Source organism: Mycolicibacterium vaccae NBRC 14118 = CIP 105934, assembly GCF_001552715.1.
In the GTDB taxonomy this organism is placed as follows: Bacteria; Actinomycetota; Actinomycetes; order Mycobacteriales; family Mycobacteriaceae; genus Mycobacterium; species Mycobacterium vaccae.
In genome coordinates this window covers 23,175-39,147 of sequence record NZ_BCRS01000007.1, presented here as the reverse complement: position 1 = coordinate 39,147, position 15,973 = coordinate 23,175, and the positions used below count along the sequence as shown (strand labels likewise).

13 protein-coding genes are annotated in these 15,973 nt (G+C 68.9%); 11 read left to right on the top strand and 2 right to left on the bottom strand.

Annotation, left to right across the window (positions count from 1 at the left end; translation table 11 throughout):
• Positions 1-31: 31 nt before the first annotated feature.
• From MVA01S_RS02660 to proB, 10 genes are all read left to right on the top strand, one after another.
• Complete coding sequence (locus MVA01S_RS02660) at positions 32-1,294, top strand: saccharopine dehydrogenase family protein (RefSeq protein WP_003928420.1); 1,263 nt, start codon at positions 32-34, stop codon at positions 1,292-1,294.
• 80 nt (positions 1,295-1,374) lie between these two features.
• On the top strand, positions 1,375-4,092 hold the full coding sequence (locus MVA01S_RS02655; protein ID WP_003928421.1) for a valine--tRNA ligase: 2,718 nt from the start codon (positions 1,375-1,377) through the stop codon (positions 4,090-4,092).
• Between the two features lie 25 nt (positions 4,093-4,117).
• Positions 4,118-5,548: a bifunctional tetrahydrofolate synthase/dihydrofolate synthase gene (gene folC / locus MVA01S_RS02650; RefSeq protein ID WP_003928422.1), complete on the top strand. Its 1,431-nt coding sequence runs from the start codon at positions 4,118-4,120 to the stop codon at positions 5,546-5,548.
• A complete protein-coding gene (locus tag MVA01S_RS02645; protein ID WP_003928423.1) occupies positions 5,545-5,928 on the top strand; it encodes a DUF4233 domain-containing protein in 384 nt (127 codons plus the stop codon). Before folC ends, MVA01S_RS02645 begins: the two co-directional genes overlap by 4 nt.
• Before the next feature lie 10 nt (positions 5,929-5,938).
• Positions 5,939-6,349: a nucleoside-diphosphate kinase gene (gene ndk / locus MVA01S_RS02640; RefSeq protein ID WP_003928424.1), complete on the top strand. Its 411-nt coding sequence runs from the start codon at positions 5,939-5,941 to the stop codon at positions 6,347-6,349.
• 310 nt (positions 6,350-6,659) lie between these two features.
• Positions 6,660-9,722, top strand: coding sequence for a ribonuclease E (gene rne / locus MVA01S_RS02635; RefSeq protein ID WP_040539747.1), 3,063 nt, complete (start codon positions 6,660-6,662; stop codon positions 9,720-9,722).
• Between the two features lie 154 nt (positions 9,723-9,876).
• The gene (gene rplU / locus MVA01S_RS02630; RefSeq protein ID WP_003928426.1) at positions 9,877-10,200 is read left to right on the top strand and encodes a 50S ribosomal protein L21; all 324 of its coding nucleotides are present in this window, start codon (positions 9,877-9,879) and stop codon (positions 10,198-10,200) included.
• 17 nt (positions 10,201-10,217) lie between these two features.
• Positions 10,218-10,514, top strand: a complete 297-nt coding sequence (gene rpmA, locus MVA01S_RS02625) for a 50S ribosomal protein L27 (protein WP_003928427.1) — start codon at positions 10,218-10,220, stop codon at positions 10,512-10,514.
• A gap of 80 nt (positions 10,515-10,594) precedes the next feature.
• Positions 10,595-12,040, top strand: coding sequence for a GTPase ObgE (gene obgE, locus MVA01S_RS02620; protein WP_003928428.1), 1,446 nt, complete (start codon positions 10,595-10,597; stop codon positions 12,038-12,040).
• Positions 12,037-13,149 (top strand): glutamate 5-kinase, encoded by a 1,113-nt coding sequence (proB, locus tag MVA01S_RS02615; RefSeq protein ID WP_003928429.1) that lies wholly within the window; start codon positions 12,037-12,039, stop codon positions 13,147-13,149. The genes obgE and proB overlap by 4 nt, the downstream gene beginning before the upstream one ends.
• Here proB and MVA01S_RS02610 read toward each other — a convergent pair.
• Positions 13,146-13,781 carry a TetR/AcrR family transcriptional regulator gene (locus tag MVA01S_RS02610; RefSeq protein WP_003928430.1) on the bottom strand — a complete coding sequence of 212 codons (636 nt, stop codon included), beginning with the start codon at positions 13,779-13,781 and terminating at the stop codon, positions 13,146-13,148. The genes proB and MVA01S_RS02610 overlap by 4 nt on opposite strands.
• Before the next feature lie 66 nt (positions 13,782-13,847).
• Here MVA01S_RS02610 and MVA01S_RS02605 point away from each other — a divergent pair, with 66 nt between their 5' ends.
• Positions 13,848-15,125 carry a cytochrome P450 gene (locus tag MVA01S_RS02605; RefSeq protein WP_003928431.1) on the top strand — a complete coding sequence of 426 codons (1,278 nt, stop codon included), beginning with the start codon at positions 13,848-13,850 and terminating at the stop codon, positions 15,123-15,125.
• Here MVA01S_RS02605 and MVA01S_RS02600 read toward each other — a convergent pair.
• Positions 15,115-15,954, bottom strand: coding sequence for an NAD-dependent protein deacetylase (locus MVA01S_RS02600; RefSeq protein WP_040539904.1), 840 nt, complete (start codon positions 15,952-15,954; stop codon positions 15,115-15,117). The two genes, MVA01S_RS02605 and MVA01S_RS02600, sit on opposite strands and share 11 nt — an antisense overlap.
• Between the last annotated feature and the right edge of the window lie 19 nt (positions 15,955-15,973).

Below are 15,973 nucleotides of genomic sequence, written 5' to 3'. Positions count from 1 at the left end.
GCCCGAAAATCCTCGGGTAGCGTCGGTTGCCATGAGCGAAGAAGCCCGCGACCGCGAACACGACCTCGTGGTCTACGGAGCCACCGGATTCGTCGGGAAGCTGACCGCGAAGTACCTCGCCGCGGCAGGCACGGGCGCCCGCATCGCGCTGGCGGGCCGGTCTGCTGACCGGCTGATGGCGGTGCGTGACTCGCTGGGGGAGCCCGCGCAGGACTGGCCGTTGATCGTCGCCGACGCCTCGCAGCCGTCCACGCTGAACGAGGTGGCGGCCAGCACCCGGGTCGTGGTCACGACAGTGGGTCCCTACCTGCGGTACGGCCTGCCACTGGTCGCTGCGTGCGCCGCGGCGGGCACCGACTACGCCGACCTGACCGGCGAGACGTTGTTCGTGCGCCGGTGCATCGACCAGTACCACGCGCAGGCCGCCGACAACGGCGCCCGGATCGTGCACGCCTGCGGCTTCGACTCGATTCCTTCGGACCTCACGGTGTTCGCGCTGCACCGCCAGGCGCAGCGTGACGACGCCGGCGATCTCGGGGACACCAACTTCGTCGTGCGCGCGTTCGCCGGCGGGGTGTCCGGTGGCACCGTGGCATCGATGACCGAACTCGCCCGCGAGGCGTCCTTGGACCCCGAGGCGCGGCGGCTGCTCAACGACCCGTACACGCTGAGCCCGGACCGGGCCGCGGAGCCCGAACTCGGTGCCCAGCCCGACGCGCGGTGGCGGCGCGGCCGGGAGATCGCCCCCGAACTCGACGGCTACTGGGTCGGTGCCTTCGCGATGGCGCTGCCCAACACCCGCATCGTCCGGCGCAGCAACGCGCTGCTCGACTACGCCTACGGCCGGCGGTTCGAGTACGCCGAGCAGATGAGCACCGGCCGCTCGATCGGGGCGCCGCTGATCGCCGCGATGGCCACCGCGGGCAACGTCGCGACCATGGGCCTGGGCAGCCGATTCCTCAACCGGGTGCCCCGCGGGGCGCTGGAGCGGGTGCTGCCCAAACCCGGTACCGGCCCCAGCGAGCAGACCCGTGAACGCGGTCACTACACCGTCGAGACCTACGCCACCACGTCCACCGGCGCCCGCTACGTCGCGCGGATGTCGCAACAGGGCGATCCCGGCTACAAGGCGACGTCGGTGCTGCTCGGGGAGAGCGGCCTGGCCCTCGCCCTGGACCGCGACAAGCTCTCCGACCTGCACGGGGTGCTCACCCCGGCGGCGGCCATCGGCGACGCACTGCTCGACCGGCTGCCCGTCGCAGGGGTGACGCTGGACGTGTCGCGGCTGACCTGACCCCACCGGGCCGCCACGATTCGGGCCTGCGCCCGTCGGGCGGGACGAAGCCGCCCGCGGACGCTTCCTAGAATGGCTCGGTGACCTCCCAGCCCGATGCCGCCGACGACGCCCGGCGCCTCCCCGAGCTCGACGCCCTGCCCAAGTCCTGGGATCCGGGGGCGGTCGAGGCAGACCTCTACGACGGCTGGGTCGAGGCGGGCTACTTCACCGCCGATCCCGCCAGCGACAAGCCGCCGTACTCGATCGTGCTGCCGCCGCCGAACGTCACCGGCAGCCTGCACATGGGTCACGCGCTGGACCACACACTGATGGACGCGCTGACCCGGCGCAAACGCATGCAGGGCTACGAGGTGCTCTGGTTGCCCGGCATGGACCACGCAGGCATCGCCACCCAGACCCTGGTCGAGAAGCAACTGGCGGCGGCCGGGACGACCAAGGAGGACCTCGGTCGCGAACAGTTCATCGAGAAGGTCTGGGACTGGAAGCGCGAGTCGGGCGGCACCATCGGCGCCCAGATGCGCAGGCTCGGCGACGGCGTGGACTGGAGCCGCGACCGCTTCACGATGGACGAGGGCCTGTCCCGCGCCGTACGCACCATCTTCAAACGGCTCTACGACGCCGGCCTGATCTACCAGGCGGAGCGGCTGGTGAACTGGTCACCAGTGCTGGAGACCGCGATCTCGGACCTCGAGGTGAAGTACGAGGACGTCGAGGGCGAGCTGGTGAGCTTCCGATACGGCTCGATGGACGACGCGCAACCACACATCGTGGTGGCCACCACCCGCTTGGAGACGATGCTCGGCGACACCGCTATCGCGGTGCACCCCGACGACGACCGGTACCGATCGCTGGTCGGCACGACGCTGCCGCACCCGTTCCTGGACCGCGACATCGTCGTCGTCGCCGACTCCCATGTCGATCCCGAATTCGGCACCGGCGCCGTGAAAGTCACGCCTGCACACGATCCCAACGACTTCGAGATCGGTCTGCGTCACCAGCTGCCGATGCCGTCCATCCTCGACACCAAGGGCCGGATCTGCGACACCGGAACCCAGTTCGACGGGATGGACCGCTTCGCCGCGCGGGTCGCGGTCCGCGAGGCGCTGGCCGAGCAGGGCCGCATCGTCGCCGAGAAGCGGCCCTATCTGCACAGCGTCGGGCACTCCGAGCGCAGCGGCGAACCGATCGAGCCCAGGCTCAGCCTGCAGTGGTGGGTGAAGGTGGAGTCGCTGGCCAAGGCCGCAGGCGATGCGGTTCGTCACGGCGACACCGTGATTCATCCGGCGAGCCTGGAGCCGCGGTGGTTCTCCTGGGTCGACAACATGCACGACTGGTGCATCTCGCGCCAGCTGTGGTGGGGTCACCGCATCCCGATCTGGCACGGCCCCAACGGCGAGACGGTCTGCGTCGGACCCGACGAGACACCGCCGGAGGGCTGGGAGCAGGACCCGGACGTGCTGGACACCTGGTTCAGCTCGGCGCTGTGGCCCTTCTCGACGATGGGCTGGCCCGACCGCACCGCCGACCTGGCGAAGTTCTACCCGACGTCCGTGCTGGTCACCGGCTACGACATCCTGTTCTTCTGGGTGGCCCGGATGATGATGTTCGGCACCTTCGTCGGCGACGACCCCGCCATCACCGGTGACGCGGCGACGAAGAGCGCGCGCCCTCAGGTGCCGTTCGAGAACGTGTTCCTGCACGGTCTGATCCGCGACGAGTTCGGCCGCAAGATGAGCAAGTCCCGCGGCAACGGCATCGACCCGCTGGACTGGGTGGAGAAGTTCGGCGCCGATGCGCTGCGCTTCACGCTGGCCCGCGGCGCGAGCCCCGGCGGCGACCTGGCCATCGGCGAAGACCACGCACGCGCGTCGCGCAACTTCGCGACCAAGCTGTTCAACGCGACCCGCTTCGCGCTGCTCAACGGCGCCAGCCCCGCGCCATTGCCGCCGGTGGCCGAACTGACCGACGCCGACCGGTGGATCCTCGGCCGGCTCGAAGAGGTCCGCGCCGAGGTGGATGTGACGCTGGACGGCTACGAGTTCAGTCGGGCCTGCGAGGCGCTGTACCACTTCGCCTGGGACGAGTTCTGCGACTGGTATGTCGAGCTTGCCAAAGTGCAACTGGGTGAAGGTTTCTCGCACACCACGGCCGTGTTGGCCACCGTGCTCGATGTGCTGCTCAAGCTTCTGCACCCGGTCATGCCGTTCGTCACCGAGGTGCTGTGGAAGGCCCTGACCGGGCGGGCCGGCGCGAGCGAAGCGACGGGAAATGTGGAGTCACTGGTCGTCGCGGACTGGCCCACGCCCACCGGATACGCGCTGGATCAGGCTGCCGCACAACGGATCGCCGACACCCAGAAGTTGATCACCGAGGTGCGCCGGTTCCGCAGCGATCAGGGTCTGGCCGACCGCCAGCGGGTGCCTGCCCGGTTGTCCGGCATCGACACCGCGGGTCTGGACGCCCATGTCCCGGCGGTGCGCGCGCTGGCCTGGCTGACCGAGGGTGATGAGGGCTTCACCGCGTCCGCATCGGTCGAGGTGCGACTGTCGGGTGGCACGGTGGTGGTCGAGGTGGACACCTCGGGCACCGTCGATGTGGCCGCCGAACGTCGCCGTCTGGAGAAGGATCTGGCGGCCGCGGAGAAGGAGTTGGCGGGCACCACCGCCAAGCTGGGCAACGACGCGTTCCTGGGCAAGGCGCCCGCGGAGGTGGTCGACAAGATCCGGGGACGCCAGCAGGTGGCGCGCGAGGAAGTCGACCGGATCACCGCCCGCCTGGCCGGACTGCCCCGATGAGCGCCCTCGTGCCGGGGCGGCGACGATGAGCCCGGCCGAACCCACGCCCGACGAGGTCGCCGCGCTGCTGCAGGTCGAACATCTGCTCGACCAGCGGTGGCCGGAGACCAAGATCGAGCCCAGCACGGCGCGGATCTCGGCGCTGCTGGAACTGCTCGGGTCACCCCAGCGGGGGTATCCCTCGATCCACATCGCCGGGACCAACGGCAAGACCTCGGTCGCCAGGATGGTCGACTCGTTGCTGACCGCGCTGCACCGGCGCACCGGACGCACGACCAGCCCGCATCTGCAGTCCGCCGTCGAGCGCATCTCCATCGACGGCAAGCCGATCAGCCCGGCCGCCTATGTCGAGACCTACCGGGAGATCGAGCCGTTCGTCGAGCTTGTCGACCAGCAGTCCGAGGCAGGGGTGCTCGGTGACGGGCCGGGCCCGAGGATGAGCAAGTTCGAAGTCGTCACCGCGATGGCGTTCGCGGCTTTCGCCGACGCGCCCATCGACGTCGCCGTCGTCGAGGTCGGGCTCGGTGGTCGCTGGGACGCGACGAACGTGGTGAACGCACCGGTCGCGGTCATCACCCCGATCGGGGTGGACCACACCGACTACCTCGGTGACACGATCGCCGAGATCGCCGGGGAGAAGGCCGGAATCATCACCCGCCAGGCCGACGACCTGGTGCCGACCGACACCGTCGCCGTGCTGGCGCGGCAGGTTCCCGAGGCCATGGAGGTGCTGCTGGCCCAGGCGGTGCGCTCGGATGCGGCTGTGGCGCGCGAGGATTCGGAGTTCGCGGTGCTGGGCCGTCAGGTCGCCATCGGCGGGCAGCTGCTCCGGTTGCAGGGGCTCGGTGGCGTCTACGAAGAGATCTTCCTGCCGTTGCACGGTGAACATCAGGCGCACAACGCGGTGCTGGCGCTTGCCGCCGTCGAGGCGTTCTTCGGCGCCGGAGCCGACCGCCAACTCGACGTGGACGCGGTGCGGGCCGGCTTCGCGGCCGTCACCTCACCCGGCCGGTTGGAACGCATGCGCAGTGCGCCAACGGTTTTCATCGATGCCGCACACAACCCCGGTGGGGCGCTGGCGCTTGCCGAGGCGCTGCGCGACGAGTTCGACTTCCGGTATCTCGTCGGCGTCGTCTCGGTGATGGGGGACAAGGACGTGGACGGGATCCTGGCCGCGCTCGAACCTGTGCTCGACCAGATCGTGGTGACCCACAACGGGTCACCGCGGGCGCTGGAGGTGGCCGCGCTGGCGGTCAAGGCCGAGGAGATCTTCGGTCCCGAACGCGTGATCACCGCGTCCACGCTGCCCGACGCGATCGAGACCGCCACCGCGCTGGTCGAGGATTCCGGTAGCGACGGTGACGGCGCGGGCCTCAGCGGTGCCGGCATCGTCATCACCGGCTCTGTCGTCACCGCGGGCGCCGCGCGGACCCTGTTCGGAAAGGACCCCGCATGACGCAGCAGCCGCCCGATCCGTGGAAGAGCTTCCGGGGGGTGATGGCGGGGACTCTGATCCTGGAGGCCATCGTCGTGCTGCTCGCACTGCCGGTCGTCGGCGCGGTCGGGCCCGGGCTCACCCCCGTTTCCACTGGTTATGTGGTCGGTTTCGCGCTGCTGCTCGTGCTCATGGCGGGCCTGCAGGGACGTCCGTGGGCGATCTGGGCCAACCTGGGCGTGCAGCTCATCCTCGTCGCCGGCTGGCTGCTCTATCCGGGCGTGGGTTTCATCGGTGTGCTGTTCCTGGTGGTCTGGCTGCTGATCGCCTACCTGCGTGCGGAGGTGCTGCGCCGGCAGAAGCGAGGGCTGCTTCCCGGGCAGCAGCGGGGCGACGACTAGTCTGTGCGTCGTGACTGAGCGAACTCTCGTCCTGATCAAGCCCGACGGCGTGCAGCGCCACCTCATCGGCGAGATCATCGGCCGGATCGAAGCCAAAGGCCTGACCATTGCTGCGCTGGAGCTGAAGAACGTCAGCGACGACCTCGCCCGCGCCCACTACGCCGAACACGAGGGGAAGCCGTTCTTCCCGTCGCTGCTGGAGTTCATCACTTCGGGGCCCGTGGTCGCGGCCGTCCTGGAAGGCCCGCGGGCCATCGCGGCGTTCCGTCAGCTGGCCGGCGGGACCGATCCCGTCGAGAAGGCAACCCCCGGCACCATCCGCGGGGACCTCGGCCTGGAGACCCAGTTCAACCTGGTGCACGGGTCGGATTCGGCGGATTCGGCCGCCCGCGAAATCGACCTCTGGTTCCCCGGCCTCTGACAGTCTCCCGACCCGAGCGGCCCCGCGTTCGCGGGGCACTCTCCGGCGTGTGGGATACTGGTCGCGGGTGATCGGCCTTACAACCCGGGCTGACCATCCGAATGAAGACTTCGACAGCGCGACCACCGCTTACCCGCGGGAGGGCGCGGAGCGTCCAGCCATCATTCAGACCGGCACCGAGTTCGTTCCTCCGGGATCGCTCGGAGCAAGACCATAGGACGTCCGGGAGCAGCTAGCCCGGATACAAACGCAAAAAGCCCTCGCGTGGCCGCGTCAGCCCATGACGCGCCCGGGGGCTTGAGGAGAATACGTGGCCGACAATGAAAATCTTCAGGCACCGACCCACGACCCCGCGGAAGAGCCCCGGCTCGCCGCAGAATCGTCTGGGCCCCCCAAGGACGCGCCGACGCCTGAGCGCTTGAGGGTCCATTCGCTGGCCCGGGTGCTCGGCACCACCAGCAGGCGGATCATCGACGCGCTGATCGAGCTCGACGGCCGCGCCCGCAGCGCGCACTCGACGATCGGTCGCGAGGAGGCCGACCGGGTGCGCGAGGTGCTCGCCGCCCCCGAACCGGACGCTCCCGAGGCCTCGCAGCCTGAGATTCCCGAGGCCCCGCAGGTCGAACCCGAGGTTCCCCAGGTCGCCGAACCCGAGGCTGCCGAGGTTGCCCAGGTCGAGGCTCCCGAGACCCCCGAGGCGGTAACGCCCGAGCCCGAGACTGCACCGCCCGTCGAAGAAGAGCCCGAGTCCCGGCTGATCCTGGAGATCCCGGCCGCCCCGGCCGGCGAACCGGCCGATTATCTGCCGCTGTTCGTCGCGCCCAAGCCGGTGCGCTTCGACGACCACTTCGACGACGGTGACGACGAGTCCGAGGACTCCGACGACGACTCTGACGACGACTCCGGTGCGGATTCCGACGGCGACGACGAGCAGGCCGGCCGGCCTGCCGCCAAACGCCGCAGGCGTGGTCGGCGTGGACGTGGACGCGGTCGCGGCGAGCAGAACGGCGACGAACCGGCGGACGCCGACACCGACGGTGACGCCGACACCGACAAGTCCGAGACCGACGAGGACTCCGACGACGACAGCAGCGACGACGACGGTTCCGGGGGTGACGGCACCACCCGCAGGCGTCGCCGTCGCCGCCGCCGCAAGTCCGGCTCCGACGATGACGGCGACAGCAGCGGATCGCCCGACGATCCGCCGAACACCGTCGTCCACGAACGTGAACCGCGGAAGTCGAACCGGGGCGGCGACAAGCCGTCGTCGGACAACGAGATCCAGGGGATCAGCGGCTCGACCCGGCTGGAAGCCAAACGGCAGCGGCGCAGGGACGGCCGTGACGCCGGCCGGCGTCGGCCCCCGATCCTGAGCGAGGCCGAGTTCCTGGCCCGCCGGGAAGCGGTGGAGCGGATGATGGTGGTCCGCGACAAGGTCCGCACCGAACCGCCGCACGAGGGTGCGCGCTACACGCAGATCGCGGTGCTCGAAGACGGTGTCGTCGTCGAACACTTCGTCACCTCGGCGGCCTCGGCGTCGCTGGTCGGCAACATCTACCTCGGCATCGTGCAGAACGTGCTGCCGTCGATGGAGGCGGCGTTCGTCGACATCGGCCGTGGCCGCAACGGTGTGCTCTACGCCGGTGAGGTCAACTGGGAGGCCGCGGGCCTCGGCGGTGCGCAGCGCAAGATCGAGCAGGCCCTCAAACCAGGCGACTATGTCGTGGTCCAGGTCAGCAAAGACCCGGTCGGGCACAAGGGCGCCCGGCTGACCACCCAGGTGTCGCTGGCGGGCCGCTACCTCGTCTACGTGCCGGGCGCCTCGTCGACCGGCATCAGCCGCAAGCTTCCCGACACCGAGCGCCAGCGCCTCAAGGAGATCCTGCGCGAGGTCGTCCCGTCCGACGCCGGGGTGATCATCCGGACGGCCTCCGAAGGCGTCAAGGAAGAGGACATCCGCTCCGACGTGGAGCGCCTGCAGCAGCGCTGGACCGAGATCGAAGCCAAGGCCGCGGAGATCACCAAGAAGAAAGCCGGCGCCGCGGTCGCGCTCTACGAAGAGCCCGACGTGCTGGTCAAGGTGATCCGCGACCTGTTCAACGAGGACTTCACCGGTCTGACCGTCTCCGGCGAGGACGCCTGGAAGACGATCACCGACTACGTGAACGCCGTCGCCCCCGAGCTGCTCCCGCGGATGACGAAGTACGAGCCCGCCTCATCCGACGGGCCGGATGTGTTCGCCGTGCACCGCATCGACGAGCAGCTCGCGAAGGCGATGGACCGCAAGGTGTGGCTGCCCTCGGGCGGCACCCTGGTGATCGACCGCACCGAGGCCATGACGGTCGTCGACGTCAACACCGGGAAGTTCACCGGTTCCGGCGGCAACCTCGAACAGACCGTCACGCGCAACAACCTCGAGGCTGCCGAGGAGATCGTCCGGCAGCTGCGGTTGCGCGACATCGGCGGCATCATCGTCATCGACTTCATCGACATGGTGCTCGAGTCCAACCGCGACCTGGTGCTGCGCCGCCTCACCGAGGCGCTGGCCCGCGACCGCACGCGTCACCAGGTTTCAGAGGTCACCTCGCTGGGCCTGGTGCAGCTGACCCGCAAGAAGCTCGGCACCGGCCTGATCGAGGCGTTCTCGACGACGTGCAGCCACTGCGCAGGGCGCGGCATCGTGCTGCACGGTGACCCGGTGGACTCCTCGTCGGGCTCCGCCGGCAACCGTAAGACCGAACCCTCCGGGGGCGGACGCCGCAGCAAGCGGGGCAAGCGCGGCGCGCGGCCCGAGCAGGAAGTCCAGGTGCCCAAGGTGCCGGCGCATTCGCCCGGTGAACATCCGATGTTCAAGGCGATGGCCGCGGCCAACGGCAAGGACGAGGACGAGGACGACGACACCGGCGTGGCGCCGGAGGAGGTCGCCGAGATCGACGCCGACGCCGCCGTAACGGCGACCGGCCGCGGCACCGACGACGAGCTCGACGACGACTTCGACGACGAAGAATCAGACGACGAAGAATCGGACGACGAAGAATCGGACGACGAGGACTCGGACGACGAGGACTCGGACGACGAGGACGAGATCGACCTCGTCGACGACGATGACGACGATGATGACGACGACGAAATCGACCCGCTCGACCCGCTCGACGAGGACGACGACGATTCCGACGACGACTCAGACGAGGACTCCGACGACGACGATTCGGACGACGACGATGATTCGGACGATGAGGACGACGACGAGGAGGACTCTGACGAGGACGAGGACGAGGACGAGGACCCGGAACCGGTCGTCGCAGCTCGTCCGGCGGGCAGGCATCGGCGTCGCGCCGCGGCCCGACCCGCTGGTCCGCCCAGTAACGACTGACGCGGTTTGATTCTCTACCCGCTGGTCACGTACCCTTGACCAGTTGTCTCCAGGGCCTGCCACGGCGGGCCGGAGACGGGATCAGATCCCACCCAGACCCGCACGCACACCCCGGGTGATGCGCGCCCGCACGCAAAGCAGGAGATACCTAGCGATGGCAGCCAAAACAGCCACGTACGCGATCGTCAAGACCGGTGGCAAGCAGTACAAGGTCGCGGCCGGCGACATCGTCAAGGTGGAGAAGCTCGACGTCGAGCCCGGCGCCTCGGTCTCGCTGCCGGTCGCGCTGGTCGTCGACGGTGCGAACGTGACCACCGACGCGAAGGCGCTGGAGAAGGTCGCGGTCACCGGTGAGGTGCTTGAGCACACCAAGGGCCCCAAGATCCGCATCCACAAGTTCAAGAACAAGACCGGCTACCACAAGCGGCAGGGTCACCGTCAGCAGCTGACGGTCCTCAAAGTCACCGGCATTAAGTAACGACGGGAGCGACAGACATGGCACACAAGAAGGGCGCCTCCAGCTCACGCAACGGTCGTGACTCGAACGCGCAGCGGCTCGGCGTCAAGCGGTTCGGCGGCCAGGTCGTCAAGGCCGGCGAGATTCTGGTGCGGCAGCGCGGCACCCACTTTCACCCCGGCGTGAACGTCGGCCGCGGCGGCGACGACACGTTGTTCGCGACGGCTCCCGGCGCGGTCGAGTTCGGCAGCAAGCGCGGCCGCAAGACCGTCAACGTCGTGCGCGTCACCCGCCCGTCGGTCGACGCCGCCGCCGGAGCGGCTTCCGAGGCCTGACCTTCACGCGAGATCCACGTTCGCGGCGGGCTTCGCGTCAGGCCGACAGAACGTAGATTTCGCTATGGAAAGGACCTCCGATGCCTCGGTTCATCGACCGCGTCGTCATCCACGCGCGGGCCGGTAACGGCGGCAACGGCTGCGCCTCGGTTCACCGCGAGAAGTTCAAGCCGCTCGGTGGACCCGACGGTGGTAACGGCGGGCGCGGCGGCAGCGTCGTGTTCGTCGTGGACCCCCAGGTGCACACACTGCTCGATTTCCACTTCCACCCGCACGTGGTCGCGCCCAGCGGTAAGCAGGGCGCAGGCAGCAACCGGGACGGTGCCGCAGGCGCCGATCTGGAAGTGAAGGTCCCCGACGGCACCGTCGTGCTCGACGAGCAGGGCCAGATCCTCGCGGACCTGGTTGGTGTCGGCACCCGCTTCGAAGCCGCCGCAGGCGGCCGGGGTGGGCTCGGAAACGCAGCGCTGGCCTCGCGGGCGCGCAAGGCGCCCGGATTCGCCCTTCTCGGCGAGAAGGGCGAGGCCCGTGATCTCACCCTGGAGCTCAAGACCGTCGCCGATGTGGGCCTGGTGGGTTTCCCGTCGGCGGGCAAGTCCTCACTGGTGTCGGCGATCTCGGCCGCCAAGCCCAAGATCGCCGACTACCCGTTCACCACGCTGGCGCCCAATCTCGGTGTCGTCTCCGCCGGCGAACACACCTACACCGTCGCCGACGTCCCGGGGCTGATCCCGGGCGCGTCGGAAGGCCGTGGACTGGGACTGGACTTCCTGCGTCACATCGAACGTTGCGCGGTGCTCGTGCACGTCGTCGACTGCGCGACTCTGGAGCCCGGCCGCGACCCCATCTCCGACATCGACGCGCTGGAAGCCGAGATCGCGGCGTACACGCCGACGCTGCAGGGCGATTCGATCCTGGGCGACCTCGCCGAACGCCCACGCGCGGTGGTGCTGAACAAGATCGATGTCCCCGACGCCCGCGAATTGGCCGACTTCCTGCGCGAGGACATCGCCACGAAGTTCGGCTGGCCGGTGTTCGAGATCTCGACTGTGACCCGGGAAGGGTTGCGGCCGTTGACGTTCGCGCTGTGGGACATGGTGGCCGCCTACCGGGCCAGCCAGCCCGCGGTGGTGCCGCGCCGACCGGTGATCCGGCCGATCCCGGTCGACGAGACCGCGTTCTCCGTCGAGCCCGACGGCCAGGGCGGTTTCGTGGTCAAGGGCACCCGGCCGCAACGCTGGGTCGCCCAGACCAACTTCGACAACGACGAAGCCGTCGGCTACCTCGGGGACAGGTTGGCTCGACTCGGCGTCGAGGACGAGCTGATCAAACTGGGCGCCAAACCGGGATGTGCGGTGACCATCGGCGACATGACCTTCGACTGGGAGCCGCAGACTCCCGCCGGCGTCGACGTGTACCTGTCGGGACGCGGCACCGACATCCGTCTGGAGCAGACCGACCGCGTCGGGGCGGACGAGCGTAAGGCGGCACGGAAGGCGCGCAGGCAGAGCGAACCCGAAGAATGAGCGCCCACCGGGAGGCGATCCGCACGGCGCGCTCGGTGGTCGTCAAGATCGGCACCACTGGGCTGACGACACCGTCGGGGGTGTTCGACAACAACCGGCTGCAGTCGCTGGCCGATGCCATCGAGGCCCGCATGCGGGCCGGTTCGGATGTGGTGATCGTGTCCTCGGGGGCGATCGCGGCCGGCATCGAACCACTCGGCCTGTCCCGGCGGCCGACTGATCTGGCCACCAAGCAGGCCGCGGCCAGCGTCGGGCAGGTCGCCCTGGTGAATTCGTGGAGCGCGGCGTTCGGCAGGTATCAGCGCACCGTGGGGCAGGTGCTCCTGACCGCTCACGACATCTCGATGCGGGTGCAGCACAACAACGCCCAGCGCACCCTGGACAGGTTGCGTGCGTTGCACGCGGTGGCCATCGTCAATGAGAACGACACCGTGGCCACCAACGAGATCCGGTTCGGCGACAATGACCGGCTCTCCGCGCTGGTGGCGCAACTCGTCGGTGCCGACGCGCTGATCCTGCTGTCCGACATCGACGGTCTCTACGACGGTGATCCCCGCAAGGCGGACCGGGACAACCCTGCGCGGTTCATCCCCGAGGTGGCCGGGCCCGATGACCTCGAAGGCGTGACGGCCGGCCGGGGCAGCAATCTGGGCACGGGCGGCATGGTGTCGAAGCTGTCCTCGGCGCTGTTGGCCGCCGACGCCGGGGTGCCGGTGCTGCTGGCCGCGGCCTCAGATGCCGCTGTCGCACTCGACGACGCCTCGGTGGGCACGGTGTTCGCGCCGCGTCAGGAGCGGATGTCGGCCCGGCGGTTCTGGGTGCGTTATGCCGCGGAAGCCTCCGGCGCGTTGATCCTTGATGACGGAGCGGTGAGAGCCGTGGTACGCCAGCGCCGTTCGCTCCTTCCTGCCGGTATCACGTCGGTGTCCGGCAGGTTCTACGGGGGAGACGTCGTCGAGCTTCGCAACCAGGACGGCACGATGATCGCCCGCGGCGTGGTGGCCTACGACGCCGCGGAGTTGGCGACCATGCTCGGCCGTTCCACCTCGGATCTGCCCGCCGAGATGCGCAGGCCGGCCGTGCACGCCGACGACCTCGTCGCCGTCTAGGGCGATGCTGGCGCGAGATACAATGCGCCCCAAACGATCTCGGTAAGAACATCCGCAAGCTCGGCGTCGAACGACGAGGGTTTGGACGGCAGATTCTGCTGACACGTCCGCTCGACCATCAACACGAGCGTGTGGGCGGTCGTCTCCGGGGGAAGCTGCGTCCGGATGGTTCCCGCGTTCTGGCCATCCACGATCACGGCTCTGAAGCTTTCGCTCACCTCCGCGAGCAGTTCGCTATAGGTCTCGCCGACCGCCGCATCGTAGGGGGCCATCTCGTTGAGTGCCACGAGTACCGGTTGGTGCCGCCGGTAAGCGGCGACGATTCCCGTCATCGCGGCATGGAGGTCGGAAGGGTCGCGGCGGGCGGTCACCGACCACCAGCGCTGTGCGGCTGCGGCGAGATCGCCGAACACCTGTGATGCCAGCCGGCGCAGCAGGTGACCCTTGTCCTCGAAATAGATGTAGAAGCTCGCTCGCGAAATTCCTGCTTCGGTGGCGAGTCGGTCGACGCTGAGTTCGGTGAAGCTCGCGCCGTCGGCCATCAGCCGGTCGGTCGCTTCGAGTAGCCGACGCTCGATCTGCTCGCGCCGCTCCTGTCGACCGGCCTGCGGCTTTCTGGTCACCGACGGCACGAATCGAGCTTAACCGAGGTCCTGGGCATATTGACTAGACATAGCGTCTAGTCGTATCGTCCGATCATGGCTGTGACCCCGCACACACTTCCCGCCGACCCGTCGGCGCGGACCCACGACCCCATCGACCTGTCCTCGCGGGCATTCTGGGCCACCACCGCCGATCAGCGGGAAGGCGCGTTCGCCCAGCTCAGGGCGGCGCGTCCGGTGAGCTGGCATCCGCCGGTCGAGGATTCGCTCATGCCGGACCCCACCGACCCCGGCTACTGGGCGGTCACCCGCCACGCCGACATCGTGGAGGTGAGCCGCAACAGTGAGGTCTTCCTGTCCGGCAAGGGAGTGCTCTTCGAGAACGTCCCCGAAGAGTTGCTGGAAGCCTCCCAGTCGTTTCTGGCGATGGATCCACCCCGGCACACGCTGATCCGCAAGGTCGTGCATGCGGCGTTCACTCCCCGGCAGGTACGCCGGATCGAGGACTCGATCAAAGCGAACGCCCGCGAGATCGTCACCGAACTGCGGGAGGCGGGAAGCGGGGTCGATTTCGTCGGACACTGCGCCAAGGAATTGCCGGTGCGCACGCTGTCGGACATGGTCGGCATCCCCGATAGCGAGCGTAATCAGGTGGCCGACGCCGCCGACGCACTGGTGAGTTGGGGGGACCCGGAGTTTCTCGACGGCCGAAATCCGTTGGAGGTGTTGTTCGCGAGCCAGATGTATCTCCACCAGGTGGCGTTGGCGCTGACCGCGCAACGGCGTCAGAACCCCGGCGACGACCTGCTCAGCTCGCTGGTGCACGCCGAGGTGGAAGGAGCCCGGCTCACCGACTCGGAGATCGCCGCGTTTTTCGTCCTGCTCGCGGTGGCCGGCAACGACACCACCCGCCAGACCACCAGCCACGCGATGAAGGCGCTCACCGACTGCCCCGACCAACGAGCGTGGCTGGTCGAGGACTTCGAGCACCGGATCGGCGGCGCCGTCGAGGAGTTCATTCGGTGGGCAAGCCCCGTGATGACCTTCCGCCGCACGGCGGCAAGCGATTACGAGCTGGGCGGGCAGCACATCTCGGCCGGTGAGAAGGTGGTGATGTTCTACTCGTCCGGCAACCGGGACACGAGTGTGTTCGATCGCCCGGACCGATTGGATCTGAGCCGCGACCCCAATCCTCACCTCGGGTTCGGGGGCGGCGGGCGACACTTCTGCCTCGGGGCCCATGTGGCGCGGGCCCAACTCCGGGCCATCCTCGGGGAGCTGCTCACCCAGATCCCGGGCCTTCAGGCCGGTGAACCGTCCTACGTGGCAGGGAATTTCATCCACGCCGTCCGCAGGATGCCCGTCACCTGGTGAGGACCGCCCCGGCGGTCGGCAGTTCATCGGCGAGCAGGGCCAGCATCGGCGAGCATCCGTTGTCGATCTTGACGTCAGCCAGATCGTCACCGCGGGTGCGGCCCCGGTTGACGATCGCGATCGGCATTCCCGCCGCGGCCGCGTGCCGGACGAACCGGTAGCCGGAGTAGACGGTCAGCGAGGACCCGGCGACCAGTAACGCATCGGCCTCGTCGACGAGCGAATACGCCTGCTCCACCCGGTCTTTCGGCACATTCTCGCCGAAGTAGACGATGTCCGGCTTGAGCATGCCCGCACACCGGGGGCAGTCCACCACCGTGAAGGACGCGGTGTCGGACACCACCGCGTCGGCGTCCGGGGCCACCGCGATGCCGCCGACGGCGGCCTTCGCCGCGAAACCCGGATTGGCGTCCTCCAACAGGTCGGCCAGTGCCGCGCGCGACATCGAGTGCCCGCAGTCCAGGCAGATCACCCGGGCGTAGGAGCCGTGCAGATCGATGACGTGGCTGCTGCCCGCCTTCGAGTGCAACAGGTCCACGTTCTGGGTGATCACGCCGGTCACCACACCGGCGCGTTCGAGCGCGGCCAGCGCGCGGTGCCCGGCGTTGGGCAGCGTCCGATCCATGTGCCGCCACCCGAGGTGGTTGCGCGCCCAGTAGCGCTGCCGGAAGTCGGGGTCGGAGGTGAACTGGCGGATCGTCATCGGATTGCTCGGCGGGGAATCCGGGCCGCGATAGTCGGGGATCCCCGAATCGGTCGACATGCCGGCCCCGGTGAGCACCGCGACGCGTCTGCCCTGCAGCAGCGCGACGAGTTCGGGTGCTTCCACCACACCGAATGTAGGCGAT

What these genes read in the sequence shown, in the direction of transcription:
- MVA01S_RS02660 (WP_003928420.1), top strand. Translation starts at nt 32, where the DNA reads ATGAGCGAAGAAGCCCGCGACCGCGAACACGACCTCGTGGTCTACGGA.
- folC (WP_003928422.1), top strand. Translation starts at nt 4,118, where the DNA reads ATGAGCCCGGCCGAACCCACGCCCGACGAGGTCGCCGCGCTGCTGCAG.
- MVA01S_RS02645 (WP_003928423.1), top strand. Translation starts at nt 5,545, where the DNA reads ATGACGCAGCAGCCGCCCGATCCGTGGAAGAGCTTCCGGGGGGTGATG.
- rplU (WP_003928426.1), top strand. Translation starts at nt 9,877, where the DNA reads ATGGCAGCCAAAACAGCCACGTACGCGATCGTCAAGACCGGTGGCAAG.
- rpmA (WP_003928427.1), top strand. Translation starts at nt 10,218, where the DNA reads ATGGCACACAAGAAGGGCGCCTCCAGCTCACGCAACGGTCGTGACTCG.
- obgE (WP_003928428.1), top strand. Translation starts at nt 10,595, where the DNA reads ATGCCTCGGTTCATCGACCGCGTCGTCATCCACGCGCGGGCCGGTAAC.
- proB (WP_003928429.1), top strand. Translation starts at nt 12,037, where the DNA reads ATGAGCGCCCACCGGGAGGCGATCCGCACGGCGCGCTCGGTGGTCGTC.
- MVA01S_RS02605 (WP_003928431.1), top strand. Translation starts at nt 13,848, where the DNA reads ATGGCTGTGACCCCGCACACACTTCCCGCCGACCCGTCGGCGCGGACC.